The sequence below is a fragment of the Nonomuraea sp. 3-1Str genome, from assembly GCF_031570565.1.
In the GTDB taxonomy this organism is placed as follows: Bacteria; Actinomycetota; Actinomycetes; order Streptosporangiales; family Streptosporangiaceae; genus Nonomuraea.
The window spans coordinates 585413-603946 of record NZ_JALHBK010000001.1; the positions used below are offsets into that span (position 1 = coordinate 585413).

The following is an 18534-nucleotide window of genomic DNA, read 5'->3' on the forward strand; positions in this document are numbered from 1 at the left end:
GGAGCGAGGGCCATGCCTTGAGTGCCCCCGTCAGCGAGGGCCTTGCCGAGAGGGTCCCTTCAGAGCCAGCCGTTGCGGCGGAAGCCGCGGTGGAGGAGGACGCAGGCGGTGATCATGATGGCCAGGACCGCCGGGTAGCCCCAGACCTGCTTGGTCTCGGGCATGAAGTCGAAGTTCATGCCGTAGATGCCGGCGATCATCGTGGGGACGGCCAGGATGGCGACCCAGGAGGAGATCTTGCGCATGTCCTCGTTCGCGAGGGCGTTCGAGCGGGCCAGGGCGGCCTGGAGGATGGAGCTGCACAGCTCGTTGGAGGACTCGACCTGCTCGCAGACGCGGGACAGGTGGTCGCCGACGTCGCGGAAGTACTCGCGCATCTCCGAGGGGATGACGCGCCGCTGGGGCAGCGCCGCAAGCGGGTGCTGCAGCGGCGTGACCGCGCGCTTGAGCTCCAGCATCTCCCGCTTGAGCTGGTAGATGCGGTTGATGTCGCGGGAGCTGACGTCGGCGAAGACCGTGGCCTCGACCTCCTCCAGCTCCATCTGCATGAGGTCGGCCACCTGGAGGTAGCGGTCGACGACGTGGTCGGAGATGGCGTGCAGCACGCCGGCCGGGCCGCGGGTGATGAGCTCGGGACGCTCTTCGAGGCGCTCGCGCACCTCGGTGAGGGGGCAGTGCTCGCCGTGCCGTACGGTCACCACGAAGTCGGCGCCCAGGAACACCATGATCTCGCCCGTCGCGATGATCTCGCTGGTGGCGGTCAGCTCGTCGTGGTCGAGGTACGCGATGGTCTTGAGCACCATGAACAGGGAGTCGCCGTAGCGCTCGACCTTGGGACGCTGGTGGGCCTTGACGGCGTCCTCGACGGCCAGCGGGTGCAGTCCGAACACCCCGGCCAGCCACTCGACCTCGGGCGCCTCGGGCTCGTGCAGGCCGACCCAGAGGAAGGCGCTGGGCTTGGCGGCGCCGGCGTTGTGCTCGCGGACGAGGCGCAGCGACTCGGGGATGCCGACGGCCCCGGTCTTCTTGCCGTCGATGTAGGCGCCGTACTCGACGATGGAGTGGGGCACGCGGACCTCAGGCAGCAGCTTGGAGTGCTGGCGCTGGGAGTGCGGCTGAACCGGGTGACGGTTGATGCGACGGAAAAGCGTGGACGAGCGCATGGCAGTCCCTTTCCGCCCGACCTGGCACGCTCCACGCGCGACGAAAAGTCACCTCAATCAACACAAATGCGTGGAGGCACGATCAGGCTGCCGGATTGGAGTGGTCGGGGGTATTGATGGTGTACGTGAACGAGCACGTACTGCTGGGATCACCAGGATTCATCCCGGACCACCTCCAATCACACGAGACGCACATAGCCGCCCCAAGCTACCACAGGCGGTGAGAACCAAGCCGACGATACCCGCATGGCGGCCCGGCCATCAGGGAAGTTCCCCATACGGCCTCCGGCCCACGTGGATGCGGGGCGGACGGCGGTAGCTGCGAGAATGGGCGCGTGCGCGTTCTAGTCATCGGATCCGGCGGGCGTGAGCACGCCCTGTGCCGCTCACTCAAACTCGACCCCCAGGTCACCGACCTCCACTGTGCCCCGGGCAATCCGGGCATCGAGGAGGTCGCCACCCTGCACGCCGTCACCCCCACCGACCCGGAGCAGGTGGCCGATCTGGCCACCCGGCTCGGCGCCGACCTCGTGGTCGTGGGTCCCGAGGCTCCGCTGGTGGCAGGGGTGGGCGACGCCGTGCGCGCCGCCGGGATCCCGTGCTTCGGGCCGTCCGGGGACGCCGCGATGATCGAGGGCTCCAAGTCGTTCGCCAAGGACGTCATGGCCGCCGCCGGCGTTCCCACGGCCCGGGCCCGTACCTGCTCCACGCCCGAGGAGGCGGCCGCGGCGCTCGACGAGTTCGGGGCGCCGTACGTGGTGAAGGACGACGGACTGGCCGCCGGCAAGGGCGTGGTCGTGACGGGCGACCGCGACCACGCGCTGGAGCACGCGCGGGCCTGCGAGCGGGTGGTGGTCGAGGAGTTCCTCGACGGGCCCGAGGTGTCACTGTTCGCGCTGTGCGACGGCACGACCGCGGTGGCGTTGCAGCCCGCCCAGGACTTCAAGCGCGCCTACGACGGCGACCAGGGCCCCAACACCGGTGGCATGGGCGCCTACACGCCGCTGCCCTGGGCGCCCGAGGGGCTGACCGAGCAGGTGATGCGCGAGGTCGTCCACCCGACGATCGGCGAGCTGGCCCGGCGCGGCCTGCCGTACCAGGGCGTGCTGTACGTCGGCCTGGCGCTGACCGCCAAGGGCCCGAAGGTCGTGGAGTTCAACGCGCGCTTCGGCGACCCGGAGGCGCAGGTGCTGCTCGACCGGCTGGAGACGCCGCTCGGCGCGCTGCTGCTGGCCTGCGCGACCGGCACGCTGGCCGAGCACGCCGCGCCCACCTTCCGCGAGGGGTCCGCGGTGACCGTGGTGGTCGCGGCCGAGGGTTACCCGGAGGCGCCGGTCAAGGGCGACCCGATCAAGGGGCTGGAGCCCACGGACGACGCGTACGTGATCCACGCGGGCACCCGGCGGGTGGACGGCGAGGTCGTCTCCGACGGCGGGCGCGTGCTCAGCGTCGTCGGCACCGGGCCCGACCAGCGCACCGCGCGGCGCCACGCCTACGACCTGGTGGCCCGCATCGAGCTGCGCGGCTCCTTCCACCGTACGGACATCGCCGGCTCGGGCATGGAGGACGTGTGATGAGGCACCTGCACTCGGGCAAGGTTCGCGACCTGTACGAGGCGCCCGACGGGCTGCTCCTCATGGTCGCCTCGGACCGGATCTCGGCCTTCGACCACGTGCTGGAGCCCGGCATCCCGAACAAGGGCGCCGTGCTCACGCAGCTCTCGCTGTGGTGGTTCGAGCAGCTCGCGGACGTGATCCCCAACCACATCGCCGCTCCCGGCCCCGACGCGCGCAGCGTGCTGTGCCGGCCGCTGCGGATGGTCCCGGTCGAGTGCGTGGCCCGCGGCTACCTCGCGGGCGGCGGCCTGGCCGACTACCGGCGCGACGGGGCGGTGTCGGGCGTGCGGCTGCCCGAGGGCCTGGAGGACGGCTCCCGGCTGCCCGAGCCGATCTTCACGCCGTCGACCAAGGCGCCGATGGGCGAGCACGACGAGCCGATCTCGTACGAGCAGGTCGTCGAGCAGGTGGGCGAGGAGACGGCGGCGGAGCTGCGCCGCATCACGCTGGCCGTCTACACGCGCGGCGCGGAGATCGCGCGGGAGCGCGGCATCATCCTGGCCGACACCAAGATCGAGCTGGGCTGGGACTCCGACGGCGTGCTCACGCTCGGGGACGAGGTGCTCACCCCCGACTCGTCGCGTTTCTGGCCGGCCGACGGATGGACGCCCGGGCGTGCGCAGCCGTCATTCGATAAGCAATTTGTCCGCGATTGGCTAATGTCGCCCGAATCAGGATGGGACAAATCCTCGGGGAACCCGCCGCCGCCTCTTCCGGACAAGGTGGTCGAGCAGACGAGGCAGCGCTACCTGGAGGCGTACGAACGCATCACCGGCAGTTCCTTTAACAGGTGATTCGGCTGGGGCAGGTGGTGCGAGCGGCTACTGTTGGCCCGATCCCCCGCCCCCACCGATGACTTCCGAGGAGCCGCCGGAAATGGTCCGTTACCGCGTGCGCGGTGGCAACGCCCTGCGTGGAACCGCCTTCATCCAGGGCGCGAAGAACGCCGTGCTGCCCATGATCGGCGCCGCTCTTCTCGTGCCGCAGGGCCGCACGGTCCTGCGCAACGTGCCGATCATCGAGGACGTGCGCCGGGCCGTCGAGCTGGCCGAGGCCGTGGGCGCCCATGTGGAGCTGCACGAGGCGGAGCGGACGCTGGTCATCGACGCCTCCAGGCTCGACAAGGCCGTGCTGCCGGCCCGGATCGCCCGGCGCTTCCGCGGCTCCGTGCTGTTCACGCCCGCGCTGCTGCACCGGCTGGGCGAGGCGATCGTCGAGGGCGTCGGCGGCTGCAACCTGGGCAGCCGCAACCTCGACTTCCACTACCTCGGCTACAAGCGCCTCGGCGCGGTCGTGGACGAGGGCGAGACCGTCATCCACGTGAAGGCGTCGGGCCTGACGGGCGCCACCCTCTACCTCGACACGCCCTCCCACACCGGCACCGAGAACCTCATCATGGCCGCCGCCCTGGCCAAGGGCACCACCGTGATCGAGAACGCCGCGCTGGAGCCCGAGGTCCTCGACGTCATCGACATGCTGACCAAGATGGGCGCCCGCATCAGCGGCGGCGGCACCGGCTTCATCACCGTCGAGGGCGTCGAGGAGTTGCACGCCGTCGAGCACACCGTGATGCCCGACCGGCTCGACGCGGGCGTGTTCGCCATGGCCGCGGCCATCACCGGCGGCGAGCTGAGCCTCGTCGGCACCGGCCTCGACCTGGGCGTGGTCCGCTACAAGCTGGAGCAGATGGGGGTCGACTTCGCCCGGCAGGGCGCGGTGCTGAAGGTGCGCTGCGACCGGCCGCTGCGCCCGATCAACATCATCACCGACACCTACCCCGGCTTCGCCACCGACCTCCAGTCGCCCATGATGACGGTCGCGGCGCTGGCCGACGGCACCAGCTACATCCACGAGCGCATCTTCGACGGCCGCTTCGCGCTGGCCGGCGAGCTGAACAAGATGGGCGCCGACGTGGAGGTCGACGGCAGCCGGGCGATCGTGCGGGGGGCGACCCCGTTGACGGGCGCGCGGGTGACCGCTCACGACCTTCGCTCGGGCATCGCGCTGGTGCTCGCGGGACTGGCGGCCGAGGGCGAGACCCTCATCGAGTCGGGATACCTCATCGACCGCGGCCACGCGCATCTCGCCGACCGAATGCGGGCACTCGGAGCGGACATTACACGAGAGATTTCTGAAGGTTGAAAATGGCCGGGAAATCCTCTCTGAGCTGCTAGAACTTCTTCCCACGCGGCCAAGCTGAACGACTTTCCGGAAAAGTCGGGCGTGACATTACGGCCCTCGCGAGCGATCGTTCCAAAAGAGAGCACTGCAACTTTACGGCAGGATGGGACGAACATTGGTCGAGAGGGCCGAAGAAACAACTCGAGTGTCGCGCCCGGGCGCCATGACACCGGACCTCACCATTGGCGTGGTCGGGCCCCACGATCTGGTCGAGCGCGTCATGTTGATGGGGCACGCAGCCGCGCCTCTGCCCTGTCGCCTCGTGGCCGCGGCGTACCGCGATGAGCAGGAGGCGCCCGACAAGGTGACACGGCTCGGTCCCGGCGTGGACGCGTGCCTGTTCGCCAGCCCGGTCCCCTATGACCTGGCCAGGCGTTCGGGTGTGCTGACGATGCCGGCGACGTACGTGCAGCTCGGCGGCGCGGCCCTGGTGGCGGCGCTGGCCAAGGCGGCACTGGATCCGCGCATCGAGCCGCAGCGGGTGAGCATCGACGTGGTGTCACGTGCGGACGTGGAAGAGGCGTACACCGACCTCGGCATACCCGCGTCCGACGTGCACAGCCGCGACGAGCCGGGAGCGACCGGCACGATCGCGGCCTACCACGAGCGCCTGAACCGGCAGGGGGCCACGACGGGGGCGCTGACGTGCCTGCCGGCGGTGGCCGACCGCCTGCAGACGGCGGGCGTGCCCGCCATCAGGATCAGGCCCACGTCGGCGGCCGTGCGCAGCGCGCTGCACACGGCGGCGCTGCTCGGCGCCCACCACCGGCTGGAGGAGTCACAGCTCACGGTGGTGCTGGTGGAGGTGCCGACGCTGCGTGAGCCCGTACGCCGGGCCGCGCCGCGTTACTGGCGCGACGAGCTGCGGCTGTCCCTGCACCGGTTACTGGTGCAGGAGGCGAACCGCATCAACGCCACGGTGTGGCCGATCGACGATCACAGCTACCTGGTCACGGCGACCCGGGGCTCGATCACGGCGGCCACCGACGGGTTCAGGGTGCTGCCGTTCGCCGCCAGGATCCGCGAGGAGCTGGGGCTGGCCGTCGAGGTGGGGGTGGGCATGGGCCGCACCGCGCACGACGCGGAGGCGCACGCGCGGGCCGCGCTGGCGCGCACCCAGGCGGGCAAGCAGGCCCAGGGGTTCGCGGTGGACAGGGAGGGCCGAGCGCTGATCCCGGCCCCGCGGATGCCGCCCACGGGCGCCGGGACGCTCAAGCCCAAGGGCGTCGAGGTGCTGGCCCGCCTGGCGGCCAAGCTGGAGGGCGGGGACACGGTCGTGGACGCGGAGGGCGCCGGCAAGATGCTGGGCGTCACGCCGCGTACGGCTCGGCGGTTGCTGCGCACGCTGGTTGACGAGGGACTCGCGTGGCCGCTTCCGCCGAACCGCACGCCGCAGCCGGGGCGTCCGCGCCAGCTCTACCGGCTCATCGTGGAGAAGCTCGGGCCGCGCTGACCGCGCGCCGACCCCACCGAGCACCGGGCCCGCCGTCCTTCCGGGCGGCGGGCCCGCCGCGTTCACCCACCCATCCGTCACGGCACAGCCGCCTTGCCCCCACCCACCGCACAGGGCTGAGGGCCTCCAGGGAGACGCCCTCTGACCGGGTGGTGGCGGGGCGCCGTCACGACGTCCCGTGGGCCGTGGCCTCCGAAGAACGAGACCGGCGTAACCGGACTTTGCCCCCCAATGGGCTGTCCCCTGGATTTTTGGGGCCTTGGTGGCGAGGCTGTTGGTTGACCGTTGCGGATCGGGGTATGTTCTCGGTCGCCCCCGATCGACGGGATTCGGACGGGGGCGCCAACATTTCCTGGCCTCCCGGGGGCCGCACCGGTTTGGACCGGTTCATCCCCACAGTTCGGCGATGCGGGCCGCCAGAGCGGCGCCCTGGGCGTATCCGGCCTCGGCGGCGGGGCCTCGCACTTCGGGAGCCAGGGGGTCGGCGCCGAATGCCGCCAGTGACGCCTCGTCAGGTCCGACCACCTCGACCTTGCCGCCCGTGGCCTCGAAACCTTCGACCGGCTCCGGCATCGGCGCGATGACGAGGATCCGGTCGTGGCCGGAAGCGAGGTCGGCGTTGGCGGCCGAGCGCACGCCGCCGTCGATGTACCGTACGCCGTCGATGGTCACCGGCGGCCAGACGCCCGGGATCGCGCAGCTCGCCGCGACCGCGTCGACCAGCTCCACGCCCGAGCCGGGGCCGAACAGGGCGGTCTCCCCTGTGAGCGCCTCCACCGCCACGATGACGAGGTCGCGTTCCGGCCAGGTGTGGACGGGCAGGCGGCCCTCGATCACCCGGCGGCGTTCGGCCTCCGGGACCGTGTCCGCGGCCAGGGCCATCGCGCCGAACCCGCGCAGCCGCTCCACCCGGTCCCTGGAGCTCTCGTAGATCTCCTGCATGACGGCCCAGAGCTGGTCCATCTCCACGCCACTCCTGAGCTCGGGGGCTTGGAGTGCGGGGTTCGTCTGGCGTTCGAGGAGCTCCGGCATCGAGAGACCGCTGGTGATCTGGGCGGCTACCGCGGAACCGGCCGAGGTGCCGATGATCTTGTCAGCGGTGGCGGGAACGTCCACTCCGTCGGCGGCCAGGGCTGCCAGGACGCCGGTGGTCCAGGCGATTCCGGCCACGCCTCCGCCACCCAGCACCAATGCCCGCTTGATCTCGCTCATGACGTTCCTCACCCATCCGAAGAAGGCGGCGATATCTGACAGCTGTCCACTATGACATCGTCATCCGCCGTCGAAGATGGTGGCGTCGCGGGCGCCTCCCGGTTCGGCGGTCAGCACGCGCAGGCGATGCCCGTGACCGGGGCCGTGAGGGCGTCCACGGGGCGCCGGGCGACCCCTGAGGCGGTCTCCACCGGGAAGCCCTCCCTCGCCCAGTACTCGAAGCCGCCGATCATCTCCTTGACCGGGTGGCCGAGCTTGGCCATCTCCAGCGCGGCCCGCGTCGCGCCGTTGCACCCGGGGCCCCAGCAGTAGGTCACGACCGTGGCGCCCGCGGGGATCACCTCCGCGGCCCGCGCGGCGATCTCCGCGGTGGGCAGGTGGACGGCGCCCTGGATGTGGCCCTGCTCCCAGCTCTCCCGGCTGCGGGAGTCGACGACGACGATGCTGGGCACGGCGGCGGCCAGGTCGGCGGCCACGTCCGAGACGTCGGTCTCGAAGGCGAGGCGGCCGGCGAAGTGGGCGAGCGCCGCGGCGTTGGCGGCGGGCGGTACGGCGGTGACGGCGGACATGGTGCGTGGACTCCCATCGTCGGGCGGATGCGTCGTCGGGGCGGACGCATCCGATGCATCGGATGCGCGGAGCCGGCTCCCGGCCAGGGGTCCGGCTTCAGCGGAATCCTCGCAACGACCGGGTGTCCCGCGACAGTGGCGGACAGGTCCGCGACCGATGAGATCCCGCCAATTGGTTGTCCGATATCTGCGGGTTTTCTGTCGGTGCCGGCCGCTATCGTCATGACCCATGAACGAGAACACACCTGACCGCCGGGCTCCCCTCCTCATCTGGGGCGCGCTCGGCATCGTCTACGTGGTGTGGGGCTCGACCTACCTCGGCATCGCCGTGGCCGTCGAGTCCATCCCGCCCATGCTCAGCGGCGCGATGCGGTTCCTCGTCGCCGCGCTGCTCCTCGGCGGGATCGTCCTGGCCAGGTCGGGGACCGGGGCGTTCCGGATGACCCGGCGGGAGTTCCTCGGTGCGGCCGGTGTCGGGCTGCTGCTGCTCACGCTGGGCAACGGCATGCTGGCCGTCTCGGAGCAGTACATCAGCAGCGGCCTGGCCGCGCTCCTCGTGGCGTCGGTGCCGCTGTGGCTGGTCGTGTTCAGGTTCGTGGTGCGGGACCGGCCGAAGACGCTGACGCTCGCCGGCGTCCTGGTGGGGTTCGCCGGGGTGGCGGCGCTCTCGCTCACCGGCGGCCAGGCGGGCAGCACGACCGGGATCGTGATCGTCCTGGTGGGCTCGCTGTCGTGGTCGGTGGGATCGTTCCTGTCGAGCCGCATCGCGATGCCGGCCAACGCCTTCGCCGCGAGCGCCGTCGAGATGCTGGCGGGCGGCGCCGGGCTCCTGCTGCTCGGCGTCGCGACGGGCGAGCGGCTGGACGTCTCGGCGGTCACCGGGAGGTCGTGGCTGGCGCTGGTCTACCTGGTGCTGGTGGGGTCGCTGGTCGGCTTCACGGCGTTCTCGTGGCTGCTCGGCAACGCGCCCATCTCACTCGTGTCGACCTACGCGTACGTGAACCCGGTGGTGGCCGTGGTCCTGGGCGCCCTCGTGCTGAGCGAGCAGGTGACGGTCCAGATCATCGCGGGCGGCCTGGTGATCCTGGTGGGGGTCGCGCTGGTCATCTCGACCGAACGCAGGGGCCGCCGGACGGAACACGAGGAGACCACGCCGCGCGCGGACGCCGTACGGGACGCCCGGCAGCCCGCCGAGGCCCCGCACGACTGACGAGTCCGAGGAGCGGACGGCCCCGGCCAGGGAGGGATCAGAGCCGGGTGTGGAAGGCCGCCGCCGCCTTCAGGAAGGCGTCGTTGGCCTCCGGGTCGCCGATCGAGACCCGGGCCCCCTCGCCCCCGAACGGCCGCACGGCGACGCCCTCCACCGCGCACGCGGCGGCGAAGTCGAGCGTGTGCTCGCCCAGGCGCAGCCAGACGAAGTTGGCCTCCGTGGGCGGCACGGTCCAGCCCTGGGCGATGAGCGCCTCCCGGACCCGGGTGCGCTCCTTGACCACCCGGTCCACCCGCTCCAGCAGCTCGTCCTCCGCCCGCAGGGAGGCGACCGCCGCGACCTGCGCCAGATGGTTGACCGCGAACGGCACCATCGTCTTGCGCACCGCGTCGGCGACCGGCTCGTGCCCGATCAGGTAGCCGACCCGCAGCCCCGCCAGGCCGTACGCCTTGGAGAACGTGCGCAGCACGCAGACGTTGGGCCGGTCGCGGTAGAGGGTCAGGCCGTCGGGGACGTCCTCGTCGCGGACGTACTCGCGGTAGGCCTCGTCGAGCACCACCAGCACGTCACCGGGCACCCGGTCGAGGAACGCCGCCAGCTCGGCGCGGCGGATCGCGGTGCCGGTCGGGTTGTTGGGGTTGCACACGAACACCATGCGGGTCCGCTCGGTGATGGCCTCGGCCATGGCGTCGAGGTCATGGTCCTCCCCCGCCAGCGGCACCCGTACGGAGGTGGCGCCGGACAGGTCGGCCAGCAGGGGGTACGCCTCGAAGGAGCGCCAGGCGTACACCACCTCGGCGCCCGGCTCCCCCACGGTCTCGAAGAGCTGCTGCGCCACGGTGACGGACCCCGCGCCGAGCGCCACGTGCCCCGTGGGGACGTCGTACCGCTCCGCGATGGCCTCGGTGAGGGCGACGGCGGCCGGGTCGGGGTAGCGGTGGACCTGGCGGGCGCCGGCGGCGATGGCCTCGACCACGGACGGCAGCGGGTCGTAGGGCGACTCGTTGGAGGACAGCTTGTACGACCGTCCGTCGGCGGTGGCCACGGCCTTGCCCGGCCGGTAGGGCGGCATGGTGTCGAGAATGGGGCGGAAACGAGGCATGCCCTCACTCTAACGACGTCCGTGCCTACTCCTTCAGGGAGCGCAGCATGGGCGGATGGAGCAGCTCGGCGGGGCCGCGCCGGTAGAGCTTGGCGGGGCGGCCGCCGTCACGCGTCGTCGACGCGCCCGTCTCCACGAGGAAGCCCTCGGCCTTGGTCACCTTGCGGTGGAAGTTGCGCGGGTCGAGGGTCCGCCCCCAGACGATCTCGTAGACCCGGCGCAGGTCGGCCACGGTGAACTCCGGCGGGCAGAAGGCCGCCCCGAGCGAGGTGTACTCCAGCTTGGCGCGGGCCCGCTCGATGCCGTCGAGCATGATGCGCCGGTGGTCGAAGGCCATCACGGCCAGCTCGGTGGCCGGCCGCCAGCTCATGTGGGCCTTCTCCGAGGCCGGCAGGTCGGGGGCCAGGCCGAGGTAGGCGACGCTGACGACGCGCTGGCGGGGGTCGCGGTCGGGGTAGCCGTAGGTCTGGAGCTGCTCCAGGTGGACGGGCGCGCCCGGCAGGCCGGCCCGTTCGGCCAGGATGCGCTGGGCCGCGGCCGGCAGGTCCTCGTCGAGCTGGACGAACCCGCCCGGCAGGGACCAGCGGCGCAGGAACGGCGGGTTGTCGCGCCGCCACACCAGCGCGCACAGCGCCTGGCAGCGCACGGTCAGCACGACCAGGTCGACGCTGACCGGGACGCTCGGGACCATGGCCTGCACGTTACACGCCCCCGCCCGGCCGCGTGACGGCATGACGGGCTGACGTCACGAGGTGATGCGGACGTGCAGGCGTTCGCTGGTCTCCTGGCCTGACGGCAGCTTGACCCCGACCTGGACCCACGCGCCCGGCGGCACCTGCGCCCAGTCGAACGGCACCCATGCCGTCTGCATGCCCTCGGGCAGCTCCTCCAGCGGGTCGTCGTCCAGCCAGCCGACGGCGGCCACGTCCAGGTCCCGGGCTCCGCTCTCCCACTCCACGGTCACGGTGCCGCCCTTGAGGTGGTAGCCGCGCACCTCGATGCCGTCCTGGACGTCGCGCCCGCGCCGGATCGCGTCGACGGCGATCGGCCGGGCCCAGTCCTTCATGACCTCGCTCTCCAGGGACGGCGAGCCGCAGGTCATGAAGTCGCTCCACATGTAGGAGACGATCTTCTGGACGTACCGGCCGGCCATGGTGACAGCCTGGTCGAGCCGCTTCTTGTCGGTCTTGCCGCGCGAGCCCTGCGCCGCGCACGGCTCCTCGCCGGAGGGCTCGAACGCCTCGACGTTGGCCCACAGGTCCACGTCGCGGCCGCCCTTGACCAGCTCCTCGCGGACGAGCGCCATCTCGCGGTAGTAGTCGCGGGTGGAGCCGTGGTACGCCGTGCCGTACGTGCTCTCGCCGACGACGGGCCGCAGCCGCTCGTCGACCTCCTGGTCGCGCTCGTCCGGCCAGAACAGGCCGACCTTGCCGGTGCCGCGGCTGTCCTGCGGCGCGATGATGCCGACGCCCGTCAGCGCCAGCGCCTTGAAGGCAGCGGCCACCTGCTTGGGCGTCTGGCCGAAGGGGACCCGCTTGCGGGCGTCCAGGTACGGGCTGATGAGGATGGGCTTGCCGGGCAGCTCCTGCTGGACGATGTCGTGCTGGCCGGCGTACACCTGCAGGGTGGGGTTGGTGGCGAGGGTGGCGGCCATCTGCACCTCGAACGGCTGGTAGACGCCGCCGAGCGAGTCGCGGCCGGCGAAGCGGACGCCGTAGTCCTGCAGGATGCGGCGGGTCAGCGTGGTCAGCGTGTCGATGTGCTCGGGGTTGGCCCTCGTCTGGTTGTCCCGCTGGCGCGGCGCCAGCGGCAGCGCCGGGAAGATCCGGATGCCGAACTGGTCGCCGAGGTCCAGCAGCGTGGTCAGGCTGTCCTTGACCTCGCCGTCGCCCTTCCTGGTCGCGCCGGCGACGATGATCAGGTCGTACGGCCGGGGCTTGGTGAAGTCGCAGGTGGCGTCGTCGGAGCCGTCCATGGGGGCCAGCAGGCGGTAGTAGACGCGCTTGGCCGACATGACCCGGTGCTCCATCGTGGCGCAGCGGAACAGGTCGTCGCCGAACGCCTCGTCGGTCCGGTAGACGTAGGTGCGGGCCACCCGGTTGCCCGCGCCGGCCTTCTTCAGGTCACGCTCGGCCGCGTCGTGGCAGGACAGCCCGTCCTCCTCGCAGTCCCTGTAGAGGGGGTCGAGCTCGCCGTCCTTGTCGAGGACGCGGCCCTCGTCGTCCACCGCGCGGTACTGCAGGCCGTACCCGATCCTGATGACCGTGTCGCCGCCGACGTTGTGGATCTCCTGGAGCTGCTTGCGCCAGGTGCACGGGTTGGAGGTGGGCGTCACCCAGTAGCCGGTGACCGCGTACGGGGCCTTCTCGCCGGTGTCGAACGTGCCGCAGGAGTCGGTGACCGCGCTGACCTGCGGCGTCGGGAAGGTGGCGGAGGGCGTCGGCACGGTCTGCCGGCTGACGGGCCTGGACGGCCGATCCGACGGGAGGACGACGACCACGGCCGCGACGGCCGCCAGGATCGCCGCGCCCACGAGCACGAAGAGCCAGCGCACGTTCAGGAACCTACCGCCCTCGGGATATACCGGATGTCAGCCGCTAGCGCAGGCCCGCGGCCCAGGCTTCGAGCTGGGCGACGAACCGCTTGGCCGAGTTGGGCCAGTGGTGGTTGGACCGGGCCGCCGCGTAGCCGCGCGCGCCCTGCGCCCGCCGCTCCCTGACGTCGTCCCGGAGGGTGAGGACGGCCCGCGCCACGGCCTTGGGGTCCTCCCAGGGGACCACGACGCCGCTCTCGTACCGCTCGACCAGCTCGACGGCGCGGGGCGAGGGCGTGGTGATGACGGGGATGCCGTGCGCCATGTACTCCATGATCTTGGTGGGCATGGAGTGCCGGTAGTTGGGCTCGTCGTGCAGCAGCGACAGGCCCGCCAGGGCGCCGTCGAGCCGCTTGAGCGCCTCGTCGTTCGGCATGAAGTCGCGCCACTCCAGCAGGCCCTCGGTGACGGCCTGGTTGAGCAGCGGGCGGCTCTGCGGGTCGGCGTAGCCGATCAGCTCGACGGACACCCGGTACGGCTGGAGCAGCCGCGCCACCTCGATGGCCTCCATGACGCCGCGCGCCCTGGACAGCCAGCCGAGGTAGACGACCCGGTCGTCGCCCGGCGGCGTGACCGAGTCGGGCACCCACGTCTCGTTGGGCACGATGAGGTGGGCGTGCTTGAACCTGCCGGCGTAGGCGGTCTCGGCCAGCAGCAGGTGCATCCGGCGCTCGGCCATGCTCTCCAGCATGCGGGCGAGGAAGCGGGCCGGCGGGCGCAGCAACGACGGCAGCCACGGCTTGAGCGACAGCGTCGCCGGGGTGTCCTCGTGCACGTCCCACACCACGGGCGGGCTGTTGCGCACCCCCCAGACCGCGAACAGCAGCTCGGGGTCGTGGATGAGCACGAGGTCGACCTTGTCGCGCATCCGCTTGAACAGCCTGCGGGCAGCCCAGACGGCCGCGAGGCGCTTGCGCTGCGCGGCCCGGGGCAGGTCCACGCCGTTGACCCACGGCCGGGGCACGATGCCGTGCGCCGTGAAGGACGCCGCATACGTGACCTCATGACCGGCGTCCACGAGGGCGCGGATCTGCCGATGCAGGATCCGCGCGTCCTCGGGGTTATGCACCACCGTCATGACGAGCACGTGCACAGCGCGCAACCCTCCGTCGCTACAGCCGCTCGACGCGTTCACCCTCGGCGAGCACGCCGCGGGTGTCGAGAACGAGCCTGGCCTTCGCCTCGACCATGTCGAGGTCGAACGCGGCGTGCTGCTGGAGCAGCAGCGTCACGTCGGCGCCGACCACGGCCTCGGCCAGATCCTCTTCGCGCGGCACGGGTGTGCCGTCGACCGACCATTCCTTGACATACGGGTCCACGAACGAGAGATCGGCGCCCAGTTCCAGCAGCGCACGGGCCACGGGGAGGGCAGGAGTCTCGCGTTCGTCGGCGATGTCCGGTTTGTAGGTGACGCCGAGCATAACCACTTTGGCGCCGTTCACGGGCTTCTTATGCCGGTTCAGCAGTCGCTGTACTCGTGCGACCACGTACGACGGCATCCGCTCGTTGATCTCCTGCGCCAGCTCGACGAACCGGAACGGGTACCCGAGCTTGCGCACGGTGTACGAAAGGTACGACGGGTCGACGGGGATGCAGTGGCCGCCCACGCCGGGCCCGGGCAGGAACTTCTGGAAGCCGAACGGCTTGGTGGCCGCGGCCTCGATCGACTCCCACAGGTCGATGCCCAGCTCGTCGCAGAAGATCGCCATCTCGTTGACGAGGGCGATGTTGACGTGCCGGTAGGTGTTCTCCAGCAGCTTGGCCATCTCGGCCTCGCGGGTGCCGCTGACCGGCACGACCTGCTCGATGAAGCGGCCGTAGAACGAGGTCGCCTGGTCGCGGCAGGTGGGCGTGTAGCCGCCGACGACCTTCGGGGTGTTGCGCAGGCCGAACTTGGGGTTGCCCGGGTCGATGCGCTCGGGCGAGAACGCCAGGTGGAAGTCCTCGCCGGCGACCAGGCCGGAGGTCTCCAGCAGCGGGCGGGCCACCTCGTCGGTGGTCCCCGGCCAGGTGGTGGACTCCAGGACGACCAGCGTGCCCTTGCTCAGGTTGCGCGCGACGGTCCTGGTGGCGCCCTCGACCGCGGACAGGTCGGGGCGGTGGTCCTCGTCCAGCGGAGTCGGCACACAGATGACGATCGTGTTGCTCCTGGCCAGGACGGACTCGTCGAGCGTGGCGCTGAAACCGTTGGCCAGCATGTGCTCGAGGTCGGCGTCGGACAGGTCGTCGATGTAGGACCGTCCGGCGTTGAGCGCGTCGACCTTGGCGGGGTCGACGTCGACGCCGACGACCTTCAGTCCGGCGGCCACCGCCTCCTTGGCGAGCGGCATGCCGACGTACCCCAGGCCGATGACAGACAAGTCTATTTCTGTCACAGCAGTGCCTTGGAAAGACGGAAACAACACTTCATGGTCGCAAAGGTTATCTCAAGTCCACCTAGCTCACGCCTAATGCCGCTGAACCTGTCGTAACAGACAGGCAATCCGGAGGCCGGCATCAGGTGAGCGACCGGTAAAGGTCCCGGTAGGTCTCGGCCACGCGGCCCCAGGTCCGCTTGGCCGCGACCTCGGCGCGACCGGCCTCGCCCATCTCCGCGCGCCTGGCCGGATCGTCCCTGAGCCCGGCGATGGCCTTGGCCAGCTCCGCCGGGTCGCCAGGGGGCACGAGCATCCCCGCGCCGTCGGAGCCGACCAGCTCCGACAGCGCGGGCAGGTCGCTGAGGACGACGGGCTTGCCGAGGGCCATCGCCTCGACCGGCTTGAGCGGCGTCACGAGACGGCACACGCGCAGGTCCTCGCGCGGGCAGATGAAGATGTCGATGGCCTCCTGGGCCTGGAGCGCCTCGTCGGGCCCGACCCGGCCCGGCAGGACGGCGCTGGTCAGCGAGAGCTCCTCGACGAGCTCCAGCAGGTTGGGGCGCTCGGCGCCGTCGCCGACGATGAGGACGCGCACCGGCGCGCCCTGGTCGCGCAGCAGCGCCGCGGCCCGCAGCAGGGTGGCGAAGCCCTCGTAGGCCACGATGCTCGACACCGAGCCGACCACGATCTCGTCGTCACCGATGCCCATGCTCCTGCGGAAGGACGCGCCGTCGTAGTGGGTGCTCAGGAGCGAGTCGTCCACCGCGTTGGGGGCCAGGAAGATCCGCTCTCTCGGCACGCCGCGCTCGACGATCTCCGCGGCCATCGTCTCGGCCAGCGTGACGACGGCGTCGGCCTCGCGCATGAGGAACGCCTCACGCTCGCGCTGGAGCACGTGCCGCTCGCTGCCGACGCGGATCGGGTCGCGGGAGGCCCAGGTCTCCTCCAGGAAGCCGCGCACCTCGTAGACGTACGGGGTGCCGGTGCGGTCGCGGACAGCGTGCGCCACCGAGCCGTTGCGGTGGTCGGTGGCGGCGTGCAGGAGCTGCGGGCGCAGCTCCTTGACCAGGTCGGTGACCGCGTCGGCGCCGCGCACCATCCGGCCGCGCATCTCGAACGGCATGTCGCCGTGCCCGTCCGGCAGCAGCCGGTGGTACGGGATGCCGTCGATCTCCTCGTACGGCGTGGCGTCGGCGTGGCCCTGGAACATCGGCCAGCCCCAGCTCGTCACCACGTGCGGGTCGAGCCCCGCGGCCTGCTGGGCGGTGACGATGCGGTGGGTGCGGACGGTGTAGCCCGCCTGGGTGTACGGCAGGGCGTTGGTGACGCAGTGCAGCACCCGGCCCTCGACGCGCTCGCCGACGGACACCTTGGCGCCGGGCGGGATGGGGCCGGGGCTGATGGCGGCCAGCTCACCCCGGTAGTAGGCGGCCCGGCGCTTGACGAAGGGGTACTTGGTGTGGGCTTCGAGCACCTGCGCGGCCATGCTGACCCGGCCGGCGTTCCAGTGCTCCTTGGCCTCGTCCCACGGCGCCCTGATGACCCGCATGCCGAACTTGCGCACGGCCCGGCGGGCGCGGCGCGCGGCGGGCCAGGCCACCTTGCCGACGACGGGGCGAAGGCTCGGCGGAAGGGCTTCGGCGGCGGCCTGCGCGACCCGCACCGGGTCGGACTTGACCTTGGTGTAGACGACCCTGGAGACGAGGATCGGGTGCTGGACGAAGCCCTTCAGCAGCCCACCGACACCGGCACGCGCGGACTTGGCGGAAACCTTGGAGGAGTCTGGTCGACTGGCGTCGGATACCACGCGGTGACCGTACCATAGGCAGCGTTTTTTCCCTTCCGCACCGAAAGGCGAGGTCAATGAGGGAGAACCCCCTGGTCCTGCACGTCCTGGGCGCCCGGCCCAACTTCGTGAAAGCGGCCCCGGTGGTCAGAGCGCTCGGCGAGCTCGGCGTGCGGCAGGGCATCGTCCACACCGGTCAGCACTACGACGCGCTGATGTCCGACGTGTTCTTCGCCGACCTCGGGCTGCCCGAGCCGGTGGCCAACCTGGCCGTCGGCTCCGGCACCCACGCCAAGCAGACCGCGGCCCTGCTCGTCGGCCTGGAGGAGGTCGTGCTGGAGCACGCGCCGGACCTGGTCGTGGTCTACGGCGACGTCAACTCCACGCTGGCCGCGATCCTCGTCTGCGCCAAGCTCGGCGTCCGCACCGCGCACGTGGAGGCGGGGCTGCGCTCGTTCGACCGCGGAATGCCGGAGGAGGTCAACCGGATCGTCACCGACTCCCTGTCGGACCTGCTGTTCGCCACCTCCCCCGAGGCGCTGTCGTACCTGGCGGCCGAGGGCGTACCGGCCTCGAAGCTGCACCTGGTGGGCAACCCCATGATCGACAGCCTGTTCGCGGCGCTGCCGTCGCTGGACCCGGCGCCCGTGGTGGCGCGGCTGGGCGCGCCCGAGCGCTACGCGGTGGCGACGCTGCACCGGCCCGCCAACGTCGACACCCCGGAGGCGGCGGCCGAGCTGGTCTCGGCGGTGCTGGAGGTCTCGCGGCAGATCCCGATCATCGTGCCGATCCACCCGAGGGGGCGCACCCGGCTGGCGGAGGCCGGACTCGTGGACGGCCCGTCGGTCCAGGTCGTGGACCCGCTCGGCTACGTGGACTTCCTCTCCCTCGTACGCGGGGCCGCGCTGGTGGTCACCGACTCGGGCGGCGTGCAGGAGGAGACCACCATGCTCGGCGTGCCGTGCCTGACGGTGCGGCCGAACACCGAGCGGCCGGTCACGATCACCCACGGCACCAACCGGCTGGTCACGCCGGCTCTGCTGCCGGCCGCCGCGGAGAAGGCGCTGGCCGACGGCGCCTCGACGCCGTCGGGGGAGTTGCCCCCGCTGTGGGACGGCGCCGCCGGGCCGCGCATCGCCCGGGTGATCTCGGCGTGGCTCAAGGGCGACAACCTCTCGCCGGCTTCCCAGGGCATCCGGTCGGAATAGCCCCTTTCGTACGGCTTTTGGCCGCTTCACCGGCGCGCTCCCCCACGCTCCGCGTACCATGACATCTCTCCGCTAGCGATAGGC

15 protein-coding genes are annotated in these 18534 nt (G+C 71.4%); 6 read left to right on the forward strand and 9 right to left on the reverse strand.

Features of this window, described 5'->3' with window-relative positions:
• Positions 1–59: 59 nt before the first annotated feature.
• Entirely contained in the window at positions 60–1163 is a 1104-nt protein-coding gene (corA, locus tag MTP10_RS03115; protein ID WP_310707400.1) for a magnesium/cobalt transporter CorA, read from the reverse strand.
• Positions 1164–1498: 335 nt separating this feature from the next.
• Here corA and purD point away from each other — a divergent pair, with 335 nt between their 5' ends.
• From purD to MTP10_RS03135, 4 genes are all read left to right on the forward strand, one after another.
• Positions 1499–2737, forward strand: coding sequence for a phosphoribosylamine--glycine ligase (gene purD / locus MTP10_RS03120; RefSeq protein WP_310707401.1), 1239 nt, complete (start codon positions 1499–1501; stop codon positions 2735–2737).
• Positions 2737–3573 (forward strand): phosphoribosylaminoimidazolesuccinocarboxamide synthase, encoded by an 837-nt coding sequence (locus MTP10_RS03125; RefSeq protein WP_310707402.1) that lies wholly within the window; start codon positions 2737–2739, stop codon positions 3571–3573. Before purD ends, MTP10_RS03125 begins: the two co-directional genes overlap by 1 nt.
• 82 nt (positions 3574–3655) lie before the next feature.
• Positions 3656–4921, forward strand: a complete 1266-nt coding sequence (gene murA / locus MTP10_RS03130; protein ID WP_310707403.1) for a UDP-N-acetylglucosamine 1-carboxyvinyltransferase — start codon at positions 3656–3658, stop codon at positions 4919–4921.
• A 202-nt stretch (positions 4922–5123) separates the two neighbouring features.
• A complete protein-coding gene (locus MTP10_RS03135; RefSeq protein WP_310707404.1) occupies positions 5124–6413 on the forward strand; it encodes a GTP cyclohydrolase IIa in 1290 nt (429 codons plus the stop codon).
• Between the two features lie 387 nt (positions 6414–6800).
• Here MTP10_RS03135 and MTP10_RS03140 read toward each other — a convergent pair whose 3' ends face one another.
• Together MTP10_RS03140 and MTP10_RS03145 are read right to left on the reverse strand one after the other, a co-directional pair.
• The gene (locus MTP10_RS03140; protein WP_310707405.1) at positions 6801–7625 is read right to left on the reverse strand and encodes a patatin-like phospholipase family protein; all 825 of its coding nucleotides are present in this window, start codon (positions 7623–7625) and stop codon (positions 6801–6803) included.
• 110 nt (positions 7626–7735) lie between these two features.
• Positions 7736–8194 (reverse strand): rhodanese-like domain-containing protein, encoded by a 459-nt coding sequence (locus tag MTP10_RS03145; RefSeq protein ID WP_310707406.1) that lies wholly within the window; start codon positions 8192–8194, stop codon positions 7736–7738.
• A 229-nt stretch (positions 8195–8423) separates the two neighbouring features.
• On the opposite strand from MTP10_RS03145, the gene MTP10_RS03150 reads away from it, so the two are divergent.
• Positions 8424–9404, forward strand: a complete 981-nt coding sequence (locus MTP10_RS03150; protein WP_310707407.1) for an EamA family transporter — start codon at positions 8424–8426, stop codon at positions 9402–9404.
• Positions 9405–9441: 37 nt separating this feature from the next.
• Here MTP10_RS03150 and hisC read toward each other — a convergent pair whose 3' ends face one another.
• The 6 genes from hisC to MTP10_RS03180 all read right to left on the reverse strand — a co-directional run bounded on the left by hisC (position 9442) and on the right by MTP10_RS03180 (position 17263).
• Positions 9442–10506, reverse strand: a complete 1065-nt coding sequence (gene hisC / locus MTP10_RS03155) for a histidinol-phosphate transaminase (protein ID WP_310707408.1) — start codon at positions 10504–10506, stop codon at positions 9442–9444.
• Positions 10507–10531: 25 nt separating this feature from the next.
• Complete coding sequence (locus tag MTP10_RS03160; RefSeq protein WP_310707409.1) at positions 10532–11197, reverse strand: NrtR DNA-binding winged helix domain-containing protein; 666 nt, start codon at positions 11195–11197, stop codon at positions 10532–10534.
• A gap of 54 nt (positions 11198–11251) precedes the next feature.
• Positions 11252–13060 carry a DUF4434 domain-containing protein gene (locus MTP10_RS03165; RefSeq protein ID WP_310707410.1) on the reverse strand — a complete coding sequence of 603 codons (1809 nt, stop codon included), beginning with the start codon at positions 13058–13060 and terminating at the stop codon, positions 11252–11254.
• Between the two features lie 43 nt (positions 13061–13103).
• Positions 13104–14192, reverse strand: a complete 1089-nt coding sequence (locus MTP10_RS03170) for a glycosyltransferase (RefSeq protein ID WP_310707534.1) — start codon at positions 14190–14192, stop codon at positions 13104–13106.
• A 19-nt stretch (positions 14193–14211) separates the two neighbouring features.
• On the reverse strand, positions 14212–15459 hold the full coding sequence (locus MTP10_RS03175; RefSeq protein ID WP_397334410.1) for a nucleotide sugar dehydrogenase: 1248 nt from the start codon (positions 15457–15459) through the stop codon (positions 14212–14214).
• Between the two features lie 136 nt (positions 15460–15595).
• Complete coding sequence (locus tag MTP10_RS03180; RefSeq protein ID WP_310707411.1) at positions 15596–17263, reverse strand: glycosyltransferase family 4 protein; 1668 nt, start codon at positions 17261–17263, stop codon at positions 15596–15598.
• A gap of 56 nt (positions 17264–17319) precedes the next feature.
• Between MTP10_RS03180 and wecB the strand changes: the two genes are divergently transcribed.
• Entirely contained in the window at positions 17320–18450 is a 1131-nt protein-coding gene (gene wecB, locus MTP10_RS03185; RefSeq protein ID WP_310707412.1) for a non-hydrolyzing UDP-N-acetylglucosamine 2-epimerase, read from the forward strand.
• Positions 18451–18534 lie beyond the last annotated feature (84 nt).

Excerpts from the sequence above, each read along its gene's own strand:
- corA (WP_310707400.1), bottom strand. The coding sequence starts at position 1,163 with ATGCGCTCGTCCACGCTTTTCCGTCGCATCAACCGTCACCCGGTTCAG.
- MTP10_RS03125 (WP_310707402.1), top strand. The coding sequence starts at position 2,737 with ATGAGGCACCTGCACTCGGGCAAGGTTCGCGACCTGTACGAGGCGCCC.
- murA (WP_310707403.1), top strand. The coding sequence starts at position 3,656 with ATGGTCCGTTACCGCGTGCGCGGTGGCAACGCCCTGCGTGGAACCGCC.
- MTP10_RS03135 (WP_310707404.1), top strand. The coding sequence starts at position 5,124 with ATGACACCGGACCTCACCATTGGCGTGGTCGGGCCCCACGATCTGGTC.
- MTP10_RS03140 (WP_310707405.1), bottom strand. The coding sequence starts at position 7,625 with ATGAGCGAGATCAAGCGGGCATTGGTGCTGGGTGGCGGAGGCGTGGCC.
- MTP10_RS03145 (WP_310707406.1), bottom strand. The coding sequence starts at position 8,194 with ATGTCCGCCGTCACCGCCGTACCGCCCGCCGCCAACGCCGCGGCGCTC.
- MTP10_RS03150 (WP_310707407.1), top strand. The coding sequence starts at position 8,424 with ATGAACGAGAACACACCTGACCGCCGGGCTCCCCTCCTCATCTGGGGC.
- hisC (WP_310707408.1), bottom strand. The coding sequence starts at position 10,506 with ATGCCTCGTTTCCGCCCCATTCTCGACACCATGCCGCCCTACCGGCCG.
- MTP10_RS03160 (WP_310707409.1), bottom strand. The coding sequence starts at position 11,197 with ATGGTCCCGAGCGTCCCGGTCAGCGTCGACCTGGTCGTGCTGACCGTG.
- wecB (WP_310707412.1), top strand. The coding sequence starts at position 17,320 with ATGAGGGAGAACCCCCTGGTCCTGCACGTCCTGGGCGCCCGGCCCAAC.